Genomic DNA, 17,032 nt, shown 5'->3' with positions numbered 1-17,032 from the left:
CCTAGACGTGGACCGTGGTGATCGGCAGCGAGGAGTCGGCCGGGATCTCCAGCGACGACGGTGCCACGCCCGCCGCGACCAGGTCGGACCCGAGTGTCGCCACCATCGCCCCGTTGTCCGTGCACAGGCCGGGGCGCGGCACGCGCAGCCGTACGCCCGCCTGGTCGCAGCGCTCCTGCGCCAGCGCCCGCAGCCGGGAGTTCGCCGCCACGCCGCCGCCGATGAGCAGGTCGTGCACGTCGTACCGCTTGCACGCCTGCAGCGCCTTGCGGGTCAGCACGTCCACGACCGCCTCCTGGAAGGAGGCGGCGACGTCGGGGACGTGGATCGACGCGCCCGACGCCTCCTTGGCCTCCACCCAGCGCGCCACCGCGGTCTTGAGCCCGGAGAAGGAGAAGTCGAAGGTGCCGTCGTCGATCTTGCCGCGCGGGAAGCCGATCGCCGCGCCGTCGCCCGACACGGCCGCCTTGTCGATGTGCGGCCCGCCGGGGAAGGGCAGCCCGAGGACCCTGGCCACCTTGTCGAAGGCCTCGCCCGCCGCGTCGTCGACCGTGGAGCCGAGCGAGATGACATCCTGCGCCACGTCGGGCACCAGCAGCAGGGACGAGTGGCCGCCCGAGACCAGCAGGGCGATGCACGGCTTGGGCAGCGGGCCGTGCTCGAGCTGGTCGACGGCGACGTGCGCGGCCAGGTGGTTGACGCCGTAGAGCGGCACGCCGAGCCCGAGGGAGTAGGCCTTCGCCGCGGCGACGCCCACCAGCAGCGCGCCCGCCAGGCCAGGCCCCGCCGTGACGGCGATCGCGTCGATGTCGGAGAGCTTCACCCCCGCGCCGGCCAGCGCCGTCTCGATGGTCGGCGTCATCGCCTCGAGGTGCGCCCTCGAAGCCACCTCGGGGACCACGCCGCCGAACCGCGCGTGCTCTTCCATGCTGGAGGCGATGGTGTTGGCCAGCAGTGTGTGGCCCCTGACGATGCCAATGCCGGTCTCGTCGCAGGACGTCTCGATGCCAAGGACCAGGGGTTCGTCAGCCATCCAGCTTCCTCTTCATCATGATCGCGTCAGTGCCGTCGTCGTAGTAGCGGCGGCGCACACCGATCTCCTCGAATCCGAACCGTTCGTAGACCGACCTGGCGCGCGGGTTGTCGGCGCGGACCTCGAGGAAGACCTCCACGGCTCCCCGCCGCCGCGCCTCCGCCAGCAGTTCGGTCAGCAGCGCGCCGCCCGTGCCCTGGCTCTGGCGCTCGGCCACCACCGCGATCGTCTGCACGTCGGCCTGGTCGGCGGCCACGGCCAGGCCCGCGTAGCCGATGATCTGCTCGTCCTCGACCGCGACGACGTAGTGCCTGGTGCGCGGCTGGTCGGCCAGCTCGCCGCGGAGCATCCCCTCGCTCCACGCGTCGAGAGGGAACGTCGCCCGCTCGATCGCCATGACCGCGGGCAGGTCGGCCTCGGTCATCTGCCTGAGCTTCACGCCGTCACCTTTTTCGGCGGCTTCGGCACCACCGCGTCGGGCCTGCGCAGGTAGATCGGCCTGGGCTCGTCCAGCGCGACGCCCGCCGCCAGCCGCTCCGCGGCCAGCGCCGCCATGAACCTGCCATAGGGGTACGGCGGCGCGTCCCTACCGCCGAGGAAGTCGGGATACAGCCCCGCGCCCGCCCCGACGACGGGCAGCCCCTGCACGGGCACGTCCGCGGGCCGGTCGACGAACGGGCCGGCCAGCCGGGTGCGCAGGTCGGCGTAGCGGGCCCAGAAGACCTCCTTGCGCCGGGCGTCGGTGGCCACGAGGAACTCCTCGGTGAGCCCGCTGCCGTAGGCGACGGCGTCGAGGCTGCAGATGCCGTACGCGGGCGCCCCCATCGCGGTGGACAGCGCCTGCGCGGTCATCAGCCCGACGCGCAGACCCGTGTAGGGGCCGGGGCCGGAGCCCGCGACGATCGCGGTGACGTCGCGCAACGCGGCGCCCGCCTCGCTCAGGACCTTCTCGATGGTGGGAACGAGCAGCTCACCGTGACGGCGGGCGTCGACGACCGTCGACTCTGCGAGCACCGAGGCGCCGTCGTGCAGCGCGGCGGTGACGGCGGGGGTTGCGGTATCAAAGGCCAGGACCAGCACGAATATTTAGCCTAGTGCGTCGCGGCGGGTGCTGCCCGACTACGGCCAACCCGTTCGGTGGCGCAGCCACTCCAGCGCCACCACGCCCTGCGCCCGCTGGAAGGCCCTGACCGTGGGCAGGCCCGGCGGGTCGGGCTGCCGGCCGTTCCTGACGAAGTAACCGGTCAGCGCCGCGAGCACCGCGGTCACGGCGGGGTCGGGGTCGTCGAAGAGGTCCTGCGGCGGCGGTCCGCCCTGCATCCGCACGGAGGGCAGCATGGCCACGATGTCGATCCACGGCGCGCCGACGCACGCCCACGGCCAGTCCACGACGTACACCTGGTCCTCGGTGAGCAGGAGGTTGTCGGCCCTGAGGTCGGCGTGCACGAGCGTGTCGCCCTCGGCCGCCGCCGCGAACCCCGACTCCAGCTCGGCCAGCGCGTCCAGGTGGCGCAGCGCCCACGGGTCGAGGCCCGTCTTGTCCTCCTCCAGCAGCAGCCGCCGCCAGCCGGTGAAGGAGTCCTTGTGCCGCTCGCCGAACGTCGGGGCCGCGACGGGCGATGGGGTGAGCGCGGCCGTCAGCTTGCCGATCGCGTCGAGGACCCGTCGCAGCTCGTCGTCGCGCCACGGCAGCGCGGGCCCGCGTCCCTCGATGTCCTCGAAGACCAGCGCCACCCAGTCGCCGGTGTCGAAGGAGGTGAGCAGTCTCGGCGCCGGGACCTCGGCCGGGAGGGTGCCCGCGATCCCCGCCTCCCATCGGTAGATCTTGATGGAGTCGGGGTTGGGCGAGCTGCCGCACGCCTTCACGAAGGCGCGCCTGCCGTTGCCGGTGCGCAGCCGTACGGCCGCCGCCGGGGAGAAACCGCCCGTCTGGGTGACCGCCTCGACCACGTCACCGCCGAGGAAGTCGGCGATCTGGCGGCGCAGCGCCTCGGGCACGTCCTCCCAGGGCAGGCGCACGCCCGCGGCGGGTGGGTAGATCTCGTCGCTCATCGGCCCATCATCGCGGTTCTCAGGCCAGTTTGATCGGCGAGGCGTAGACGATGACGTTGTCCTGGTACTCGTGCTTGGCGTAGTCGAAGTTCCCTCCGCAGGTCACCAGGCGCAGACCCGACTCGGTGTAGACCCGTTGCGCGGGGAAGCGCTCCTTGTCGACCTGCTCCACCGAGTCGACCCGGTACTCGGCCACCTTCCCGTCGCTGCGCGTCACCCTGACGACCTGCCCCTTGCGCAGCTGCCGCAGCTTGTAGAAGACGGCCGGCTCCGTCTTGGTGTCGACGTGCCCGATGATCACCGAGGCGCCCTCCTCCCCCGGCACCGCGCTGTGCTTGAACCACCCCGCCAGCTTCGGCTTCTCGTACGGCGGCAGCTCGACCTCCCCGCCCTTGGTCAGCCCGAGCTTCATCAGCGGCGCGTCGAGGTCGATGGCGGGGATGTCGATGCTCTCCGGCACGACGGAGGCCGGTGCGGCCTCCTCCTTCACCTGCAGCGTCCTGCCGAAGGCGACCAGCACGAGACCTGTGGCCGCCCCCGCGAGGACCACCCGTGACATCCGGGCCATGTCTAGCTACGGCGGCGCCGGAGCGCCAGGCCGATCCCACCGGCCAGTGCGAGAGCCAGCAGCACCCCCGCGGGAGCGAGCGGGAGGCCCGACTCGTCCTCGGCGTTCTTTGCGAAGGTGCCGCCGCCGCCCGCTCCCGGCGCCTTGGTCGGCACGACGGTCCTGGTCGACGTGGGCGTGGCGGTGGGGCCCGCGGCGACGACGCGCAGCGTGGCCCGGCCGGTGTCGTTGGTGCCGTCGCACTTGACGCTCACGGCGTAGCTGCCGCGCTTCACGGTGCTGGAGACCTGGGCGTCACCACGCACCCATGGCACGGGGGCAGGCGTGGCGGTCGTGGTGGGGGTGGCGGTCGGCGTGGGCGGCGGCACGGGGTCCAGCGGGACCGCGGCGAGGAAGGCCTTGGAGGTGGCGGTGCCGCTGTGCTCGGGCCCGTCGGTCGGCACCGGGCAGTTGGCCAGGATCCAGACCGTGGAGTTGTCGCCGGCGGTCACCCTGTCGGGGTTGAGCCTGACGTCGACGTTCTGCCTGGTCGTCGTCGCGGTCGCGGTCGCCGTGGCGGTGGCCGTCCCCGTCGCCGTGCTGGTCGCCGTCGTGGTGGCGGTACCGGTCGGCGTGCCGGTCTGCGCCTGCGCCGAGCACCCCGCCACCCCTAACAAGAGGAAGGCCCCCGCGTACGCGACTCGCCTGACCGTGAGCACCGCCGCACCCCACTTCGCCGTTTTCCCTCAGCATCCACCCGAATTGGACGCTGCACCCCACCTGATACCCAGAAAATCTGGGTGAACCCATGACCAAATGATCTCAGGCTTGACTCGGAGTTGGCGGAGTTTCGGTGTTAGACGGGATCAGACGGCGTGTCGGCCCAGCGTTCGCCCACGCCGCGCAGGGTCACCGTGCGCACGTCGTCGTCGCCCGATCGGCCGATGTGGACTTCGAGCCGCTCGTCGGACAGGCCCTCCACGAGCCCCTCGCCCCACTCGACGATGGTCACCGACTCCTCCAGCGAGGCGTCGAGGTCGAGGTCGTCGACCTCGAGGTCGCCGCCGAGCCGGTAGGCGTCGGCGTGCACCAGCGGCGGCCCCTCGACCAGCGAGGGGTGGACGCGGGCGATGACGAAGGTGGGCGAGGTGATGGGGCCGCGCACCTTGAGGCCCTCGGCGATGCCCTGGACCAGCGTGGTCTTCCCGGCGCCCAGCGGGCCCGACAGGATGACCAGGTCGCCGCCCCTGAGCGAGGCGGCCAACCGCACGCCCAGAGCGCGCATGTCCTCGGTCGTGGCGACGACGGTCACAGCTCCACCCTCTTCATCAGGTCGCGCAGGGCCTCGTTCACCACGGCGGGCCGTTCGAGCTGGATCAGGTGCGAGGTCTCGGGCACCTCGGTCAGCTGGGCCTTCGGCAGCGCCGCCGCGATCGCCCTGCTGTGCTCGGGCGGCGTCAGCCAGTCCTTCTCACCGACCAGGATCGCGGTGGGCACGTCGTCGAGGACCCCCAGCGCGGACAGCTTGTCGTGGTTCATCAGCGCGGGATAGAAGTCGGCGATCACCTCGGTCGGCGTCGAGCGGATCATGGACTCGACGAAGTCGACCACGGTCGGGCTGACGTTCTTCGAGTCGCCGAAACCGAAATGGCGCAGCACCAGGAAGGCCACGTCGTTGCCCACGTGCCGGGTCTTGTCGACCAGGGGGCCGCCTCTGCCCAGCACGGAGACGGTGGTGGGGGCCACCTTGTGCAGGCCCCTGGCCAGCAGGGCGGGCAGGCCGAGGGTGATCTCGGCGAGCTTGCCCGCGCTGGTGGCGACGAGCGCGACACCGCGGATCCGGTCGCCGAACAGCTCGGGATGGCTGTCGGCGAGCGCCATGATGGTCATGCCGCCCATCGAGTGGCCGACCAGCACGCACGGCCCCGGCACGAAGGTCTCGAGCACCTCGTAGAGGTCTTGGCCCAGCCGTTCGATCGAGCTGTCCTGGTCACCGTTGCGCTGCGACAGGCCGTGGGAGCGCTGGTCCCACAGCAGGACCCTGAAGTCTTCGCGCAGGTCGCGCCGCTGGTAGTGCCAGGAGTCGAGGTTGTGGGTGTAGCCGTGGCAGAACACGATCGTCACCGGCGCGTCTTCCGGGCCGTCGATCTCGATGTGGAGCGCCACCTCGTCGGAGGTGATGAGCGTGCGCTGCCTGCCCTTCAGCTCGCCGAACGGCTCGTCGGCCTCGGGGTCGGGGCGGAGCCTGATGCGGCCCACCGCGTAACGCTTGGCCAGCGCCACCGCCGCGACACCCGCCGAGGCGGCTCCGACGATCGCGCCCGCGATGCCGACCTTCTGCCGTCTCGTGGTCGTCATGCCTTCACCTCCTGGTACACCCTCGGCACGCGCGCGCCGATCCTCGTCACGATCTCATGCGTGATCGTGCCGAGATTGTCGGCCCACTCCTGACAGGTCGGCTCGCCGTGCGTGCCGGGGCCGAACAGGACGACCTCGTCGCCGTCGGCCAGCGGGTCGCCACCGACGTCGATCATGAACTGATCCATGCAGACCCGGCCGACCACCGGTCTGCGCCGGCCACCGGCCAGGACCTCGACGCGGCCCGTGGCGCTCCTGAGGATGCCGTCGGCGTAGCCGAGGGGGACCAGGCCGAGCGTGCACTCCCCTCGCGTGGTGTAGAGGTGGCCGTAGGAGACGCCCGCGCCGTCGGGCACCCGTTTGGCCAGCGCGATCCTCGCGGCCAGCGTCATCGCGGGGCGCAGGCCGAAGTCGCCCTGCTCGGGGATGGGGCTCAGGCCGTACATCGCGATGCCCGCTCTGACGAGGTCGTAGTGGGTGCTCGGCAGCGTCAGGATCGCCGCGGAGTTGGCCAGGTGCCTGATCACCTGGGAGCCCGCGACCCCCGCCTGCTCGGCCAGTTTCAGCGCGCTCTCGTAGGCGTCGATCTGCAGGTCGATCGAGGTGTGCCCGGGCAGGTCGGCGCAGGCGAAGTGGGACCAGAGCCCGACGACCTCCACCGCGCCCTCGGCCTGGAGCGCGGCCGCCTCGCGCAGCAGCCCCGGCCAGGCGGCCAGGGGCGCGCCGCCCCTGCTCATGCCCGTGTCGGCCTCGAGGTGCACCCGGGCCGTCCGGCCCGTACGGCGGGCCGCGGCGGCGATCTCCGCCAGCCTGCCCTCGTCGGAGACCGACAGCTCCAGGTCGGCCTCGAGCGCCTCCTCGAACGGCTCGCCCGGCGTCAGGATCCACGACAGGATCGGCACGGTGAAGCCCGCCGCCCGCAGCGCGAGCCCTTCCCTGACGTAGGCGGTGCCGAGCCTGCTCGCCCCGCCCTCCACGACCGCTCTCGAGGTGGCGGCCAGACCGTGCCCGTAGGCGTCGGCCTTGACCGCGCCCATCAGCTCGGCGCCGCCCGCCCGCTCCCTGAGGAGCCCGACGTTGTGCCTGATGGCGGCCAGGTCGACCCGTGCCTGCGCGGGCGTCGCCTCACGGAAGCTCATGTTTCCAGTTTGTCAGCTCCGCCGACCTCGTGAGCGTGATTCGCCTCTCAGCGCCCGCATCGCGAGCGGGATCGCGGCCGCGACGTCGGCGGCGGCAAGCGGCGCGCCGTCGGCGGCCATGCGTCCCGCCAGCCCGTGCAGGAAGGCGGCGCAGGCTCCCGCGTCGTAGGCGCCGAGCCCGCCGGCCAGCAGCGTTCCCCCCACGCCCGACAGCACGTCGCCGGTGCCGCCCGTGGCCAGCCACGGCGTTCCCGTCGTGTTGACCCTGACCGGCCGGTCCTGCTCGGCGATCACCGTCGTCGACCCCTTCAGCAGCACCGTGACGCCGAGCTCGGCGGCCGCCCTGCGGGCGTGCTCGAGCCGCGCCGCCGCCACCCTGTCGGCCGGCACGCCGAGCAGCCGCGACAGCTCGCCGGCGTGCGGGGTGATCAGCACCGGCGCGGTACGGCGCAGCAGCCCCCGTTCCCTCGTCACGATCGTGAGCGCGTCGGCGTCCACCAGGACCGGCACGTCGGTGGCCAGCACCCGGGCGAGCAGCTCGTGCGCCCAGTCGTCGGTGCCGAGCCCCGGGCCGACCACCCATGCCTGGACCCGTCCCACCCCCTCGATCGAGGGCCGCTCCAGCTCCGTGATCACCGCCTCCGGCCACCTGGCGCGCACCTGGCGCACGGGCGGTGCCGTACCCACGTAGCGGACCATCCCCGCGCCGGCCCGCAGCGCGCCGCCCACCGCGAGGACGGCGGCGCCCGTGTAGCGGTCGCTGCCCGCCGCGACGCCGACCACGCCCCTGCGGTACTTGTCGGACTCGGCGCCGGGCCGCGGCACCAGGTCGTCGACGTCCTCGGCGGTCAGCGCGGCCACGTCGGGATCGGGCAGGTAGGGGCCGAGCCCGATGTCGACGAGTTCGAGCGCGCCGACGTGGGCGGCGCCCGGATCGACGAGCAGGCCCGTCTTGACCGCGCCCATCGTGACCGTGAGATGCGCCCGCAGCGCGGGCCCCGCGACGCGTCCCGTGCTCGCGTCCACCCCGCTGGGCACGTCCACCGCGACCACCAGCGCCTGCGCGGCGTTCGCGCGGTTCGCCAGCGACGCGTACGGCTCCCGCAGCGCCCCCGTCGCGCCGATGCCCACGAGCCCGTCGACGATGAGGTCGACCTCGCCCATGTCGCCGGTGACGCGCCCGCCCGCCCGCAGGAAGGCTTCCAGGCCCTCCTCGTGCGTCCTGGAGCCCGCGAGCAGCGCCTCGACCCGCGCGCCCCGCCTCGCGAGACGTGCGCCCGCGTGGAGGGCGTCGCCGCCGTTGTCGCCGCTGCCGACGAGCAGGAGCACGCGCGAGCCGTACACCCTGCCGAGCAGGCCCGCGCAGACGACGGCGAGGCCGGTGGCCGCGCGCTGCATCAGCGTGCCCTCGGGCAGCGTGGCCATCAGCGCCAGCTCGGCGGCCCTGATCTGGTCGGCGGTGTAGGCGGTGCGCATGATCCGAAACTAACCTTCGGCGATCACGTAGGCCAGCGCGATGCCCCCGTCGTGGGTGAGCGAGAGGTGCCAGCGCTTCACCCCGAGCCCATAGGCCACCTCGGCGGCCTGACCGCTGATGTGGAGTTCGGGCCTGCCGTACTCGCCCGTGCGGACCTCCGCGTCGAGGTGGCTGAGACCGGGCGGGGCGCCGAGCGCCTTGGCCACGGCCTCCTTGGCGGCGAACCTGGCCGCCAGCGACTGGACCCCCAGTGTCCGCTCGGCCTCGGTGAACAGCCGCGAGCGCAGGCCGGGCGTGCGCGCCATGGTCGCTTCGAACCTGGCCACATCGACCACGTCGACACCAATGCCCAGAATCATCCACCCAGCGTAACGACGGTTAGAAGCCCCCTCGCTGCCACGGGCCCCAGATGGCGAACGACAGTCCCTTGCTGGACTGGATGTTGACGTACAGCGTGCGCCCGCCGGGGCCGAAGGTGGAGCCGGCGAACTCCGCGCCGGAGTCACCCGGCACCGGCTCGAGCCGCGTAAGACCGTCGCCCACCTTTGGGTGTGCGTGGGCAGTCGCCAGTGAAGCAGGAAGATCCGACCCGCGAGGGTGGGAATCCCCCGGATTTATCTGTGAGGAGGATGTCAACTGCGTGCCGTTGAGCGAGGGCGCGCTGCGCAGCACCTGGCCGTCCCTGGTCATCTGGAGCGTCGCCGTACCGCCTCCCGCCGCGACCCCTGCGGGAAACGGCGACGTTCCATCGGCCTTCCCTGGCGACCTTCACGTCACGTTTATCCCATGCCACCAAAGCGCCATATGTCAGAAATCGCCGACCCAGGAGGACTCCGAGGGTTACCCACTTTCCCGCATCGGTAATCCCAGGTGTTTGTCCACAGGCTGTGCATGACCCCCCGCATCCGAGCAAGGTCTTTCGGTCAATAGGCTTTCAGGGTGAACAACGGCTACGTGGAACTGAGCAGGGAGCAGTGGAGCGAGCTCCGCAAGAACACGCCCTTGACTCTCACCGCAGACGAGCTGGAAGACCTCCGTGGCGTCGACGACCCGATCGACCTGGCCGAGGTTACCGACATCTACCTCCCGTTGACCCGGTTGCTGAACCTCCACTTCACCGGGTCCAAGCAGCGCAGCAGCGTGCTGAGCGCCTTTCTCGGCAACGACGGGGAACGCGTGCCGTACATCCTGGGCATCGCGGGCAGCGTCGCGGTCGGCAAGTCGACCACGGCGCGGCTGCTCAGGACCCTCCTGACCAGATGGCCCGAGCACCCGAACGTCGCGCTGATCACCACCGACAGCTTCCTCTACCCCAACGAGGTGCTGGAGGCCAGGGGGATCATGCACCGCAAGGGCTTCCCCGAGAGCTACGACCGGCGGGCGCTGGTGCGGTTCGTGGCCGAGGTGAAGGCCGGCGGCGCCGAGGTGCACGCGCCCGTCTACTCCCACCTGGAGTACGACATCGTCCCCGGCGCGAGCCAGATCGTGAAGAAGCCCGACATCCTCATCATCGAGGGGCTGAACGTGCTGCAGCCCGCCCCGCCCGCCGCGCTCGCGGTCAACGACTACTTCGACTTCTCCATCTACGTGGACGCCAAGGTGGAGGACATCCGCAACTGGTACGTCCACCGCTTCCACCAGCTGCGCCGTACCGCCTTCGAGGACCCCAAGTCCTACTTCAAGCACATCGCCGAGCTCTCGGAGGAGGAGGCCACCGCCTTCGCGAGGAACGTGTGGCGCGACATCAACGAGCGCAACCTCGTCGAGAACATCCTGCCCACACGCGGGCGCGCGGGCCTGGTGCTGCAGAAGGGCGCCGACCACGCCATCAAGCGGGTACGGCTACGCCGGACCTGACCAGCTCCTCCGCCAGATAGGCCGCGAACCGGCCCTGGCACCCGAGATCGTCGATATCGGCGAACCAGCACGGCTCGCCCTCCTCATGGCAGCGGATCGTCATGGAGGGCAGCCTGCCGGAGGCTCGTCAACGCGCTGTCAACATCGAATGGACGACAATGGGCGCGTGCTGCATCTGCGACTCATCAGCCCCTCTCCCCGCACCGATGAAGTCGTCGGGATCCTGGAGAGCTGCACGGGCGTGACCAACATCGCCGTCGTCGAGGGCGCCGCCCGTGAGCCCCGCGGCGACCTGATCTTCTGCGACATGGCGCGCGAGGCCGCCAACGAGGTCATCGACAGGGTCAGGTGGCTCGAGCAGGAGGGCTCGATCGCGGTCGAGAACGTCGATCTGTCGATATCGCACGCCGCGGCCGAGGCCGAGGAACAGGCCCCCGGCGACGGCGACGACGCCGTGGTGTGGGCCGAGCTCGCTCAACGCGTCGACGACGACCTGCGCCTCACCTGGGCCTACCTGGCCTTCATCGCCATCGCCACCCAGCTCGCCGGCATCGGCGTCGTGACCAACTCGCTGGTGCTGATCGTCGGCGCGATGGTCCTCGGTCCCGAGTTCGGCGCGATCGCGGCCGCCTGCTTCGGCCTGCTGACCGGCCGCCTCCACCTGGTCGGCAGGGCGCTCAAGATCCTCGCGATTGGCTTCGCGGCCGGCATCGCGATCACCCTCGCCTGCGCGCTGGTCTCCCGAGGGCTCGGCTGGATCGACCAGAACTCCCTCGACATCGGCCACGACGAGGTCCAGTTCATCGTCAAGCCCGACAAGTGGTCCTTCATCGTCGCCCTGCTGGCCGGCGCGGCGGGCGTGCTGTCCATCACCGCCGGCAAGTCCTCCGCGCTGGTCGGCGTCTTCATCTCGGTCACCACGATCCCGGCCGCCGGGTACGCCGCCGTCGCGATGGCCCTCGGCAACTGGCCCGAGGTGGGCGGGTCGGCGCTGCAACTGTTCGTCAACATCGTGGGCATGGTCATCTCGGGCACGGCCGTTCTGTACCTCCAGCGCACGATCTGGCCCCATGGGATGAGCCACGGTTCGTCCGCGCGAACGAGGCCGCCTGGGGCTCTTCGCGGGTAGTGTCCGGATCATGCACATCCTCGCGACCGAGGGGCTGACCCAACGCTTCCCCACGGTGACCGCGCTGGACCAGCTCTCCGTCACGGTCGAAGCGGGCGTCACCGGCCTCGTGGGCGCCAACGGAGCGGGCAAGTCCACGCTGATCAAGATCCTGCTCGGCCTGCTGCCGCCCACGGCGGGCCGGGCCGAGGTGTTCGGCCTCGACGTCGTCACGCAGGGCCCGCAGATCCGCGGCCTCGTCGGCTACATGCCCGAGCACGACTGCCTGCCGCCCGACGTGTCCGCGACCGAACTGGTCGTCCACCTCGCGCAGATCTCCGGACTCCCCCGCACCGCCGCCCGTGAGCGCGCCGCCGACGTGCTGCGCCACGTCGGCCTGTACGAGGAGCGCTACCGCGCCATCGGCGGCTACTCCACCGGCATGAAGCAGCGCGTCAAGCTCGCGCAGGCGCTCGTCCACGACCCGCAGCTGGTCTTCCTCGACGAGCCGACCAACGGCCTCGACCCGCAGGGCCGCGACGAGATGCTCACGCTGATCAGGCGCATCGGCACCGAGTTCGGCATCAGCGTCCTGGTCACCTCCCACCTGCTCGGCGAGCTCGAACGCGTCTGCGACCACGTCATCGTCATCGACGGCGGCCGGCTGCTGCGTTCCAGCGCCATCACCGAGTTCACCCAGAGCACCCAGGTCCTCACCGTCGAGGTCGAGGAGGGCGCCGAGCCGCTGGCGGCCAGGCTGTCCGAGCTCGGGCAGTCCGTCACCGCGCACGGGCGCGGCCTCCTGGTGCAGGTCAGGGGCCCCGAGACCTACGACACCATCCGCGACGCGGTGTGCGACCTGGACCTGTGCCTCATCCGCCTCGAACAGGGCAGGCAGCGAATCGAGGACGTGTTCCGTGTCTGAGATCTACGACATCGGCTACCGCCACTACGAAGGGGTACGGCTGGGCCGCGCCCACACCGTACGCGCGCTGATCACCCAGAACCTGCGCAGCATCTTCGGCCTGGGCCGCAGGGCCCGCAGCAAGCTCATGCCGTTCCTGCTGGCCGCCTCCATGCTGCTGCTGCCGGTCGTCTCCATCGCGATGATGGCGATGCTCGGCCGCAACGAGATCGGCTACACCAACTACCCGGTCATCATGCAGGCCGTGATCGCGATCTTCCTGGCCGCGCAGTCGCCCACGATCACCGCGCCCGACTTGCGCTTCAAGGTGCTCCCGCTCTACCTGTCGCGGCCGGTCTCGACGCTCGACTACGTCGCCGCCAAGGTCGTGGCCATGAGCGCCGCGCTGTTCGCGCTGGTCGCCCTGCCGCTGACGGTGATGTACGTCGGCGAGCTCCTGGTCGACCCGCCGGGACCGCCGCACACCAAGGAGTACGTCGCCGGGCTCGTCGCCGCGCTGCTGCTCGCCCTGCTGCTGTCGACCTTCGGGCTCGCGCTGGCCTCCTTCACCCCGCGCCGCGGCCTCGGCGTCGCCTCCGTCATCGCGGTCTACCTGCTCGCCTCCGCCGTCTCGACCGTGCTGTTCGCGACCTTCGAGTCGATGGGACGCGCCGACGTGGCCGAGTGGTCGTGGCTGATCAACCCGTTCTTCCTGGTCGACTCGGTGCAGTCGGGGCTGTTCGGCACCGCGCCCGCCAACGGCTACTCCTACCCCAGCGGTGTGTTCTCGGCGATCGTGCTCGTCGCGCTCCTCGGCCTGAGCCTGACGGCGTTCATCCTCCGCTACCGGAAGGCGGCCTCCCGGTGAAGATCGAGCTATCCCAGGCCTCGCGCTGGTACGGCAACGTGGTGGCCGTCAACGACATCACCATGACCATCGGCCCCGGCGTCACCGGACTGCTCGGGCCCAACGGCGCCGGCAAGTCGACGCTGCTGCACATGATGGCCGGATTCCTGGCCGCCTCGGGCGGCACGGTCACCCTCGACGGCACGCCGACCTGGAAGAACCACCAGATCTACCGCCATATCGGGCTGGTGCCCGAGCGCGAGGGCGTCTACGGCTTCCTCACCGGCTGGCAGTTCGTGCTGTCGGCGGCCAGGCTGCACGGCCTGCCCGCGCCCGAGGACGCCGCCACCAAGGCGCTGGCCATGGTCGAGATGGAACCCGCGCGCGACCGCCGCGTCGAGACCTACTCCAAGGGCATGAAGCAGCGCGTCAAGGTCGCCGCCGCCCTCGTCCACGACCCCCAGGTGCTCCTGCTCGACGAGCCCTTCAACGGCATGGACCCCCGCCAGCGGATGCACCTCATGGACCTCATCAAGGCCATGGGCACCGCGGGCAAGACCATCCTGTTCAGCTCGCACATCCTGGAGGAGGTCGAGCGCGTCGCCCAGCACATCGAGGTCGTGGTGGCGGGCCGGCACGCCGCCTCCGGCGACTTCCGCGAGATCCGCAGGCTGATGACCGACCGGCCGCACCTGTTCAGGATCCGCTCCAGCGACGACAGGAAGCTGGCCGCCGCGCTGATCGCCGACCGTTCGGCGGGCGGCGTCACCCTCACACCCAACGGGCTGGAGGTCCAGGCGACGGAGTTCCGCCGCTTCGCCTGGCTGCTGCCGCGCGTCGCCCGGCACGAGGGCGTCCACCTGCACCAGGTCTCCCCCGCCGACGAGGACCTCGAGAGCGTCTTCGCCTACCTGATCACGAGGAGCTCGTAGTGAACGGCGTCGTAGCGGGCATCACCTACCGCGCGGTCCTCGGCCGCCGCCGCATCCTGCTGCTGATCCTGCTCCCGCTCGGCCTCGTGGGGCTCGCGGTGCTGCTGCGGCTGGTCGGCAGCGCGGACGAGCGCTCGGCCGTCACGCTCATGCAGAGCTTCGCCGTCGGCACCATGCTGCCGCTCCTCGGACTGATCGCGGGCACCGGCGTGATCGCGCCGGAGATCGACGACGGCACCGTGCTGCACCTGCTGTCCAAGCCGATCTCGCGGCCCGTCATCGCGCAGACCAAGTTCGCCGTCGCCGCCTCGCTGCTGGCCGTCTTCGCCGCCGTTCCGACCTTCGTGGCGGCGTGGCTCCTGGTCGGAGGGGAGTCGGGCATCGCCACCGGCTTCACCGTGGGCGCGCTGTCCGGGGGCGTCGCCTATGCCGCGCTCTTCCTGCTGCTGGGCGTGGTCACCAGGCACGCGGTCACCACCGGAATCATCTACGCGCTAGTGTGGGAGGGCCTGATCGGCAACTTCGTGTCCGGGGTCAGGCAGTTCTCCGTGCAGCAGTGGGCCCGGTCGATCGCCGACCAGATCAGCACCTCGCCGTTCCTGTCGACCGACGTGAAGCTGAGTTTCGCCGTACCCGCGCTGATCGTCGTCACGGTCGGCAGCGTGCTGTGGGCGGGCCAGCGCCTACGCGCCTTCTCCCTGACCGGCGACGAGTAACCCACCCCGGGCGGGGCCTCCCGACACCCGGGAAACCCAGGCCACCGCCCCACGTCGGTGGTCATCCGTGGGACGCCAGCCCGGGCCCTCCCGACACCCCAGAAAGCCCGTGGGACGCCAGCCCGGGCCCTCCCGATATCCCAGAAGAACCCCGGCCACCGCCCCACGTAGGTGTCATACGCCAGAGGGTCAGGAGGGGAAGTCCTTCGGGTCGACGCCGGAGGTCGTGGCGTTGCCGCCGATCGCCGGCTTGAGGGTCAGCGTCCAGATCGTCGCCGACCTCGAGGTCGTCCGGTACCTCAGCGAACTGTCGAAACGCCGATAGGTCGCGCTCCGCGTGAACCGCTTCTTGGAGGTGCTGAAGTGGGTCCCCGTCGTGTAGTAGACCCGGTAGGTCCCATCCACGACACCCTTGAGCGTCGCGTTCGACCGCGCCCGGATGTAGAAGCTCAGCGCCTTCTGCTTGCCTCTGACCAGCGTGACGACGGCGTCCCTCGTCGTGCCGTTCTTCACCTTGAGATGGCCCTCGCCGCCGCTGAGGCCCGCGTAGAGCACCCTGCCGTTGCCTGGTCTGGCCGCCGCCTCAGCGGCGGGCGCGGTGCCGAGAAGGAGGGCTGAGGCGAGAATCGCGCCCGCGAGCGCACGTAAGGAGATCACCCGGACAAATATAGAGAGGTACGGCACAAGCGTGCCGTACCTCTCCGAAAACCCTCAGACGCAGGCCGTGCGGACCACGTCCGCGAGCTGACCGGCGACCCTGCTGGCCTGCTCCTCCGAAGAGGCCTCGACCATCACCCTGATCATCGGCTCGGTGCCGCTGGGCCTGATGAGCACGCGGCCCGTCTCGCCCAGCTCCGCCTCGGCCGCGGCGACGGCCTCCGACAGTTGGGGCGCCGCCGCCTTGCCCCTGTCGACGTCCTTGACGTTGATCAGGATCTGCGGCAGCGCCGTCATCACCGAGGCGAGGTCGTGCAGCGACCTGCCCGACCTGGCCACCACCGACAGCAGGTGCAGCGAGGTCAGCAGGCCGTCACCCGTCGTCGCGTGGTCGAGCAGGATCACGTGGCCCGACTGCTCGCCGCCCAGGTTGTAGCCGTCGGCCTTCATCGCCTCCAGCACGTAGCGGTCGCCGACCGCGGTCTGGATGACGTTGATGCCCGCCTCGCGCATGGCCAGCTTGAAGCCCAGGTTGGACATCACGGTCGCCACCACGGTGTTCTTGGCCAGGCGACCCTCGGCGTGCATGGCCAGCGCCAGGATGGCCATGATCTGGTCGCCGTCGATCACCTCGCCCTTGTGGTCGACCGCGAGGCAGCGATCGGCGTCGCCGTCGTAGGCGATGCCGAGGTCGGCGCCGCGCGAGATGACGACCTGTTGCAGCTTGTCGAGGTGGGTGGAGCCGCAGCCCGCGTTGATGTTGAGCCCGTCGGGCCGCGCGCCGATGGCCTCGACCTGCGCGCCCGCGCGCAGCAGCGCCTCGGGCGCCACGACGCTGGCCGCGCCGTTGGCGCAGTCGACGACGATGTTGAGCCCGTCGAGCCTGCCCTCGACCGTGTCGAGCAGGTGCGAGATGTAGCGGTCGGCCTCGCCGTACGCCTCACGCACCCGGCCGACCCCCGAACCCACGGGACGGTCCCACCGCTCGCCGAGCCGGCGCTCGATCTCGTCCTCGACCGTGTCGGACAGCTTGAAGCCGCCACGGGCCACGAACTTGATGCCGTTGTCGGGCGCGGGGTTGTGCGAGGCCGAGAGCATGACGCCGAGATCGGCGCCGAGCGCGGCCGTGAGATGGGCGACGGCGGGGGTGGGCAGCACGCCGAGGCGCAGCACGTCCACCCCTGACGACGCGAGGCCGGCGACCACCGCGGCCTCCAGGAATTCACCTGAAGCGCGGGGGTCCCGGCCTACGACCGCCACGGGCCGCTTGTGGCCCGTGGCGGCGAAAGCGCCTGCATCGCCGAGGACGTGAGCCGCCGCGACCGAGAGGTCCATGGCGAGCTCGGCTGTGAGGTCGCGACCAGCGACCCCACGTACCCCGTCGGTGCCGAAAAGGCGCCCCAAT

General features: G+C 71.1%; 21 protein-coding genes. 6 read left to right on the top strand and 15 right to left on the bottom strand.

Features of this window, described 5'->3' with window-relative positions; all coding sequences use genetic code 11:
- Nucleotide 1: 1 nt before the first annotated feature.
- From tsaD to H4W81_RS40515, 12 genes are all read right to left on the bottom strand, one after another.
- Nucleotides 2-1,033, bottom strand: coding sequence for a tRNA (adenosine(37)-N6)-threonylcarbamoyltransferase complex transferase subunit TsaD (gene tsaD, locus H4W81_RS40570; RefSeq protein WP_192779636.1), 1,032 nt, complete (start codon nucleotides 1,031-1,033; stop codon nucleotides 2-4).
- Nucleotides 1,026-1,457, bottom strand: a complete 432-nt coding sequence (gene rimI, locus H4W81_RS40565) for a ribosomal protein S18-alanine N-acetyltransferase (protein WP_192781331.1) — start codon at nucleotides 1,455-1,457, stop codon at nucleotides 1,026-1,028. Before rimI ends, tsaD begins: the two co-directional genes overlap by 8 nt.
- 11 nt (nucleotides 1,458-1,468) lie before the next feature.
- A complete protein-coding gene (gene tsaB, locus H4W81_RS40560; protein WP_192779635.1) occupies nucleotides 1,469-2,113 on the bottom strand; it encodes a tRNA (adenosine(37)-N6)-threonylcarbamoyltransferase complex dimerization subunit type 1 TsaB in 645 nt (214 codons plus the stop codon).
- A 39-nt stretch (nucleotides 2,114-2,152) separates the two neighbouring features.
- On the bottom strand, nucleotides 2,153-3,085 hold the full coding sequence (locus H4W81_RS40555; protein ID WP_192779634.1) for a phosphotransferase family protein: 933 nt from the start codon (nucleotides 3,083-3,085) through the stop codon (nucleotides 2,153-2,155).
- Nucleotides 3,086-3,104: 19 nt separating this feature from the next.
- Complete coding sequence (locus H4W81_RS40550; protein ID WP_225959027.1) at nucleotides 3,105-3,644, bottom strand: class F sortase; 540 nt, start codon at nucleotides 3,642-3,644, stop codon at nucleotides 3,105-3,107.
- 11 nt (nucleotides 3,645-3,655) lie between these two features.
- The gene (locus tag H4W81_RS40545) at nucleotides 3,656-4,351 is read right to left on the bottom strand and encodes a hypothetical protein (RefSeq protein WP_192779632.1); all 696 of its coding nucleotides are present in this window, start codon (nucleotides 4,349-4,351) and stop codon (nucleotides 3,656-3,658) included.
- Nucleotides 4,352-4,488: 137 nt separating this feature from the next.
- Complete coding sequence (gene tsaE / locus H4W81_RS40540; RefSeq protein ID WP_337959980.1) at nucleotides 4,489-4,944, bottom strand: tRNA (adenosine(37)-N6)-threonylcarbamoyltransferase complex ATPase subunit type 1 TsaE; 456 nt, start codon at nucleotides 4,942-4,944, stop codon at nucleotides 4,489-4,491.
- Nucleotides 4,941-5,990: an alpha/beta fold hydrolase gene (locus H4W81_RS40535; protein ID WP_192779631.1), complete on the bottom strand. Its 1,050-nt coding sequence runs from the start codon at nucleotides 5,988-5,990 to the stop codon at nucleotides 4,941-4,943. Before H4W81_RS40535 ends, tsaE begins: the two co-directional genes overlap by 4 nt.
- Nucleotides 5,987-7,129 carry an alanine racemase gene (alr, locus tag H4W81_RS40530; RefSeq protein ID WP_192779630.1) on the bottom strand — a complete coding sequence of 381 codons (1,143 nt, stop codon included), beginning with the start codon at nucleotides 7,127-7,129 and terminating at the stop codon, nucleotides 5,987-5,989. Before alr ends, H4W81_RS40535 begins: the two co-directional genes overlap by 4 nt.
- 12 nt (nucleotides 7,130-7,141) lie before the next feature.
- On the bottom strand, nucleotides 7,142-8,605 hold the full coding sequence (locus H4W81_RS40525; protein ID WP_192779629.1) for an NAD(P)H-hydrate dehydratase: 1,464 nt from the start codon (nucleotides 8,603-8,605) through the stop codon (nucleotides 7,142-7,144).
- Nucleotides 8,606-8,614: 9 nt separating this feature from the next.
- On the bottom strand, nucleotides 8,615-8,965 hold the full coding sequence (locus H4W81_RS40520; RefSeq protein WP_192779628.1) for a holo-ACP synthase: 351 nt from the start codon (nucleotides 8,963-8,965) through the stop codon (nucleotides 8,615-8,617).
- Nucleotides 8,966-8,984: 19 nt separating this feature from the next.
- Entirely contained in the window at nucleotides 8,985-9,149 is a 165-nt protein-coding gene (locus H4W81_RS40515; protein WP_192781485.1) for a hypothetical protein, read from the bottom strand.
- 411 nt (nucleotides 9,150-9,560) lie between these two features.
- Here H4W81_RS40515 and coaA point away from each other — a divergent pair, with 411 nt between their 5' ends.
- Entirely contained in the window at nucleotides 9,561-10,463 is a 903-nt protein-coding gene (gene coaA, locus H4W81_RS40510) for a type I pantothenate kinase (RefSeq protein ID WP_192781329.1), read from the top strand.
- On the opposite strand, the gene H4W81_RS49020 is transcribed toward coaA, so the two are convergent.
- A complete protein-coding gene (locus H4W81_RS49020) occupies nucleotides 10,435-10,566 on the bottom strand; it encodes a hypothetical protein (RefSeq protein ID WP_264083225.1) in 132 nt (43 codons plus the stop codon). The genes coaA and H4W81_RS49020 overlap by 29 nt on opposite strands.
- Nucleotides 10,567-10,629: 63 nt before the next feature.
- Between H4W81_RS49020 and H4W81_RS40505 the strand changes: the two genes are divergently transcribed.
- From H4W81_RS40505 to H4W81_RS40485, 5 genes are read left to right on the top strand one after another with little or no spacing between them, the layout of a single operon-like run.
- Nucleotides 10,630-11,592 (top strand): DUF389 domain-containing protein, encoded by a 963-nt coding sequence (locus H4W81_RS40505; protein WP_192779627.1) that lies wholly within the window; start codon nucleotides 10,630-10,632, stop codon nucleotides 11,590-11,592.
- A gap of 10 nt (nucleotides 11,593-11,602) precedes the next feature.
- Nucleotides 11,603-12,496: an ABC transporter ATP-binding protein gene (locus H4W81_RS40500; protein ID WP_192779626.1), complete on the top strand. Its 894-nt coding sequence runs from the start codon at nucleotides 11,603-11,605 to the stop codon at nucleotides 12,494-12,496.
- Entirely contained in the window at nucleotides 12,489-13,343 is an 855-nt protein-coding gene (locus tag H4W81_RS40495) for an ABC transporter permease (protein ID WP_192779625.1), read from the top strand. The genes H4W81_RS40500 and H4W81_RS40495 overlap by 8 nt, the downstream gene beginning before the upstream one ends.
- Nucleotides 13,340-14,254: an ABC transporter ATP-binding protein gene (locus H4W81_RS40490; RefSeq protein WP_318782372.1), complete on the top strand. Its 915-nt coding sequence runs from the start codon at nucleotides 13,340-13,342 to the stop codon at nucleotides 14,252-14,254. Before H4W81_RS40495 ends, H4W81_RS40490 begins: the two co-directional genes overlap by 4 nt.
- On the top strand, nucleotides 14,254-14,970 hold the full coding sequence (locus tag H4W81_RS40485; RefSeq protein ID WP_192779624.1) for an ABC transporter permease: 717 nt from the start codon (nucleotides 14,254-14,256) through the stop codon (nucleotides 14,968-14,970). Before H4W81_RS40490 ends, H4W81_RS40485 begins: the two co-directional genes overlap by 1 nt.
- Nucleotides 14,971-15,159: 189 nt before the next feature.
- Here H4W81_RS40485 and H4W81_RS40480 read toward each other — a convergent pair whose 3' ends face one another.
- Both H4W81_RS40480 and glmM read right to left on the bottom strand, forming a co-directional pair.
- Nucleotides 15,160-15,627, bottom strand: a complete 468-nt coding sequence (locus H4W81_RS40480; RefSeq protein WP_192779623.1) for a hypothetical protein — start codon at nucleotides 15,625-15,627, stop codon at nucleotides 15,160-15,162.
- Between the two features lie 54 nt (nucleotides 15,628-15,681).
- On the bottom strand, nucleotides 15,682-17,031 hold the full coding sequence (glmM, locus tag H4W81_RS40475; RefSeq protein WP_192779622.1) for a phosphoglucosamine mutase: 1,350 nt from the start codon (nucleotides 17,029-17,031) through the stop codon (nucleotides 15,682-15,684).
- Nucleotide 17,032 lies beyond the last annotated feature (1 nt).

Source organism: Nonomuraea africana, from assembly GCF_014873535.1.
Lineage (GTDB): Bacteria > Actinomycetota > Actinomycetes > Streptosporangiales > Streptosporangiaceae > Nonomuraea > Nonomuraea africana.
This window is presented reverse-complemented; position numbering and strand designations above follow the sequence as displayed.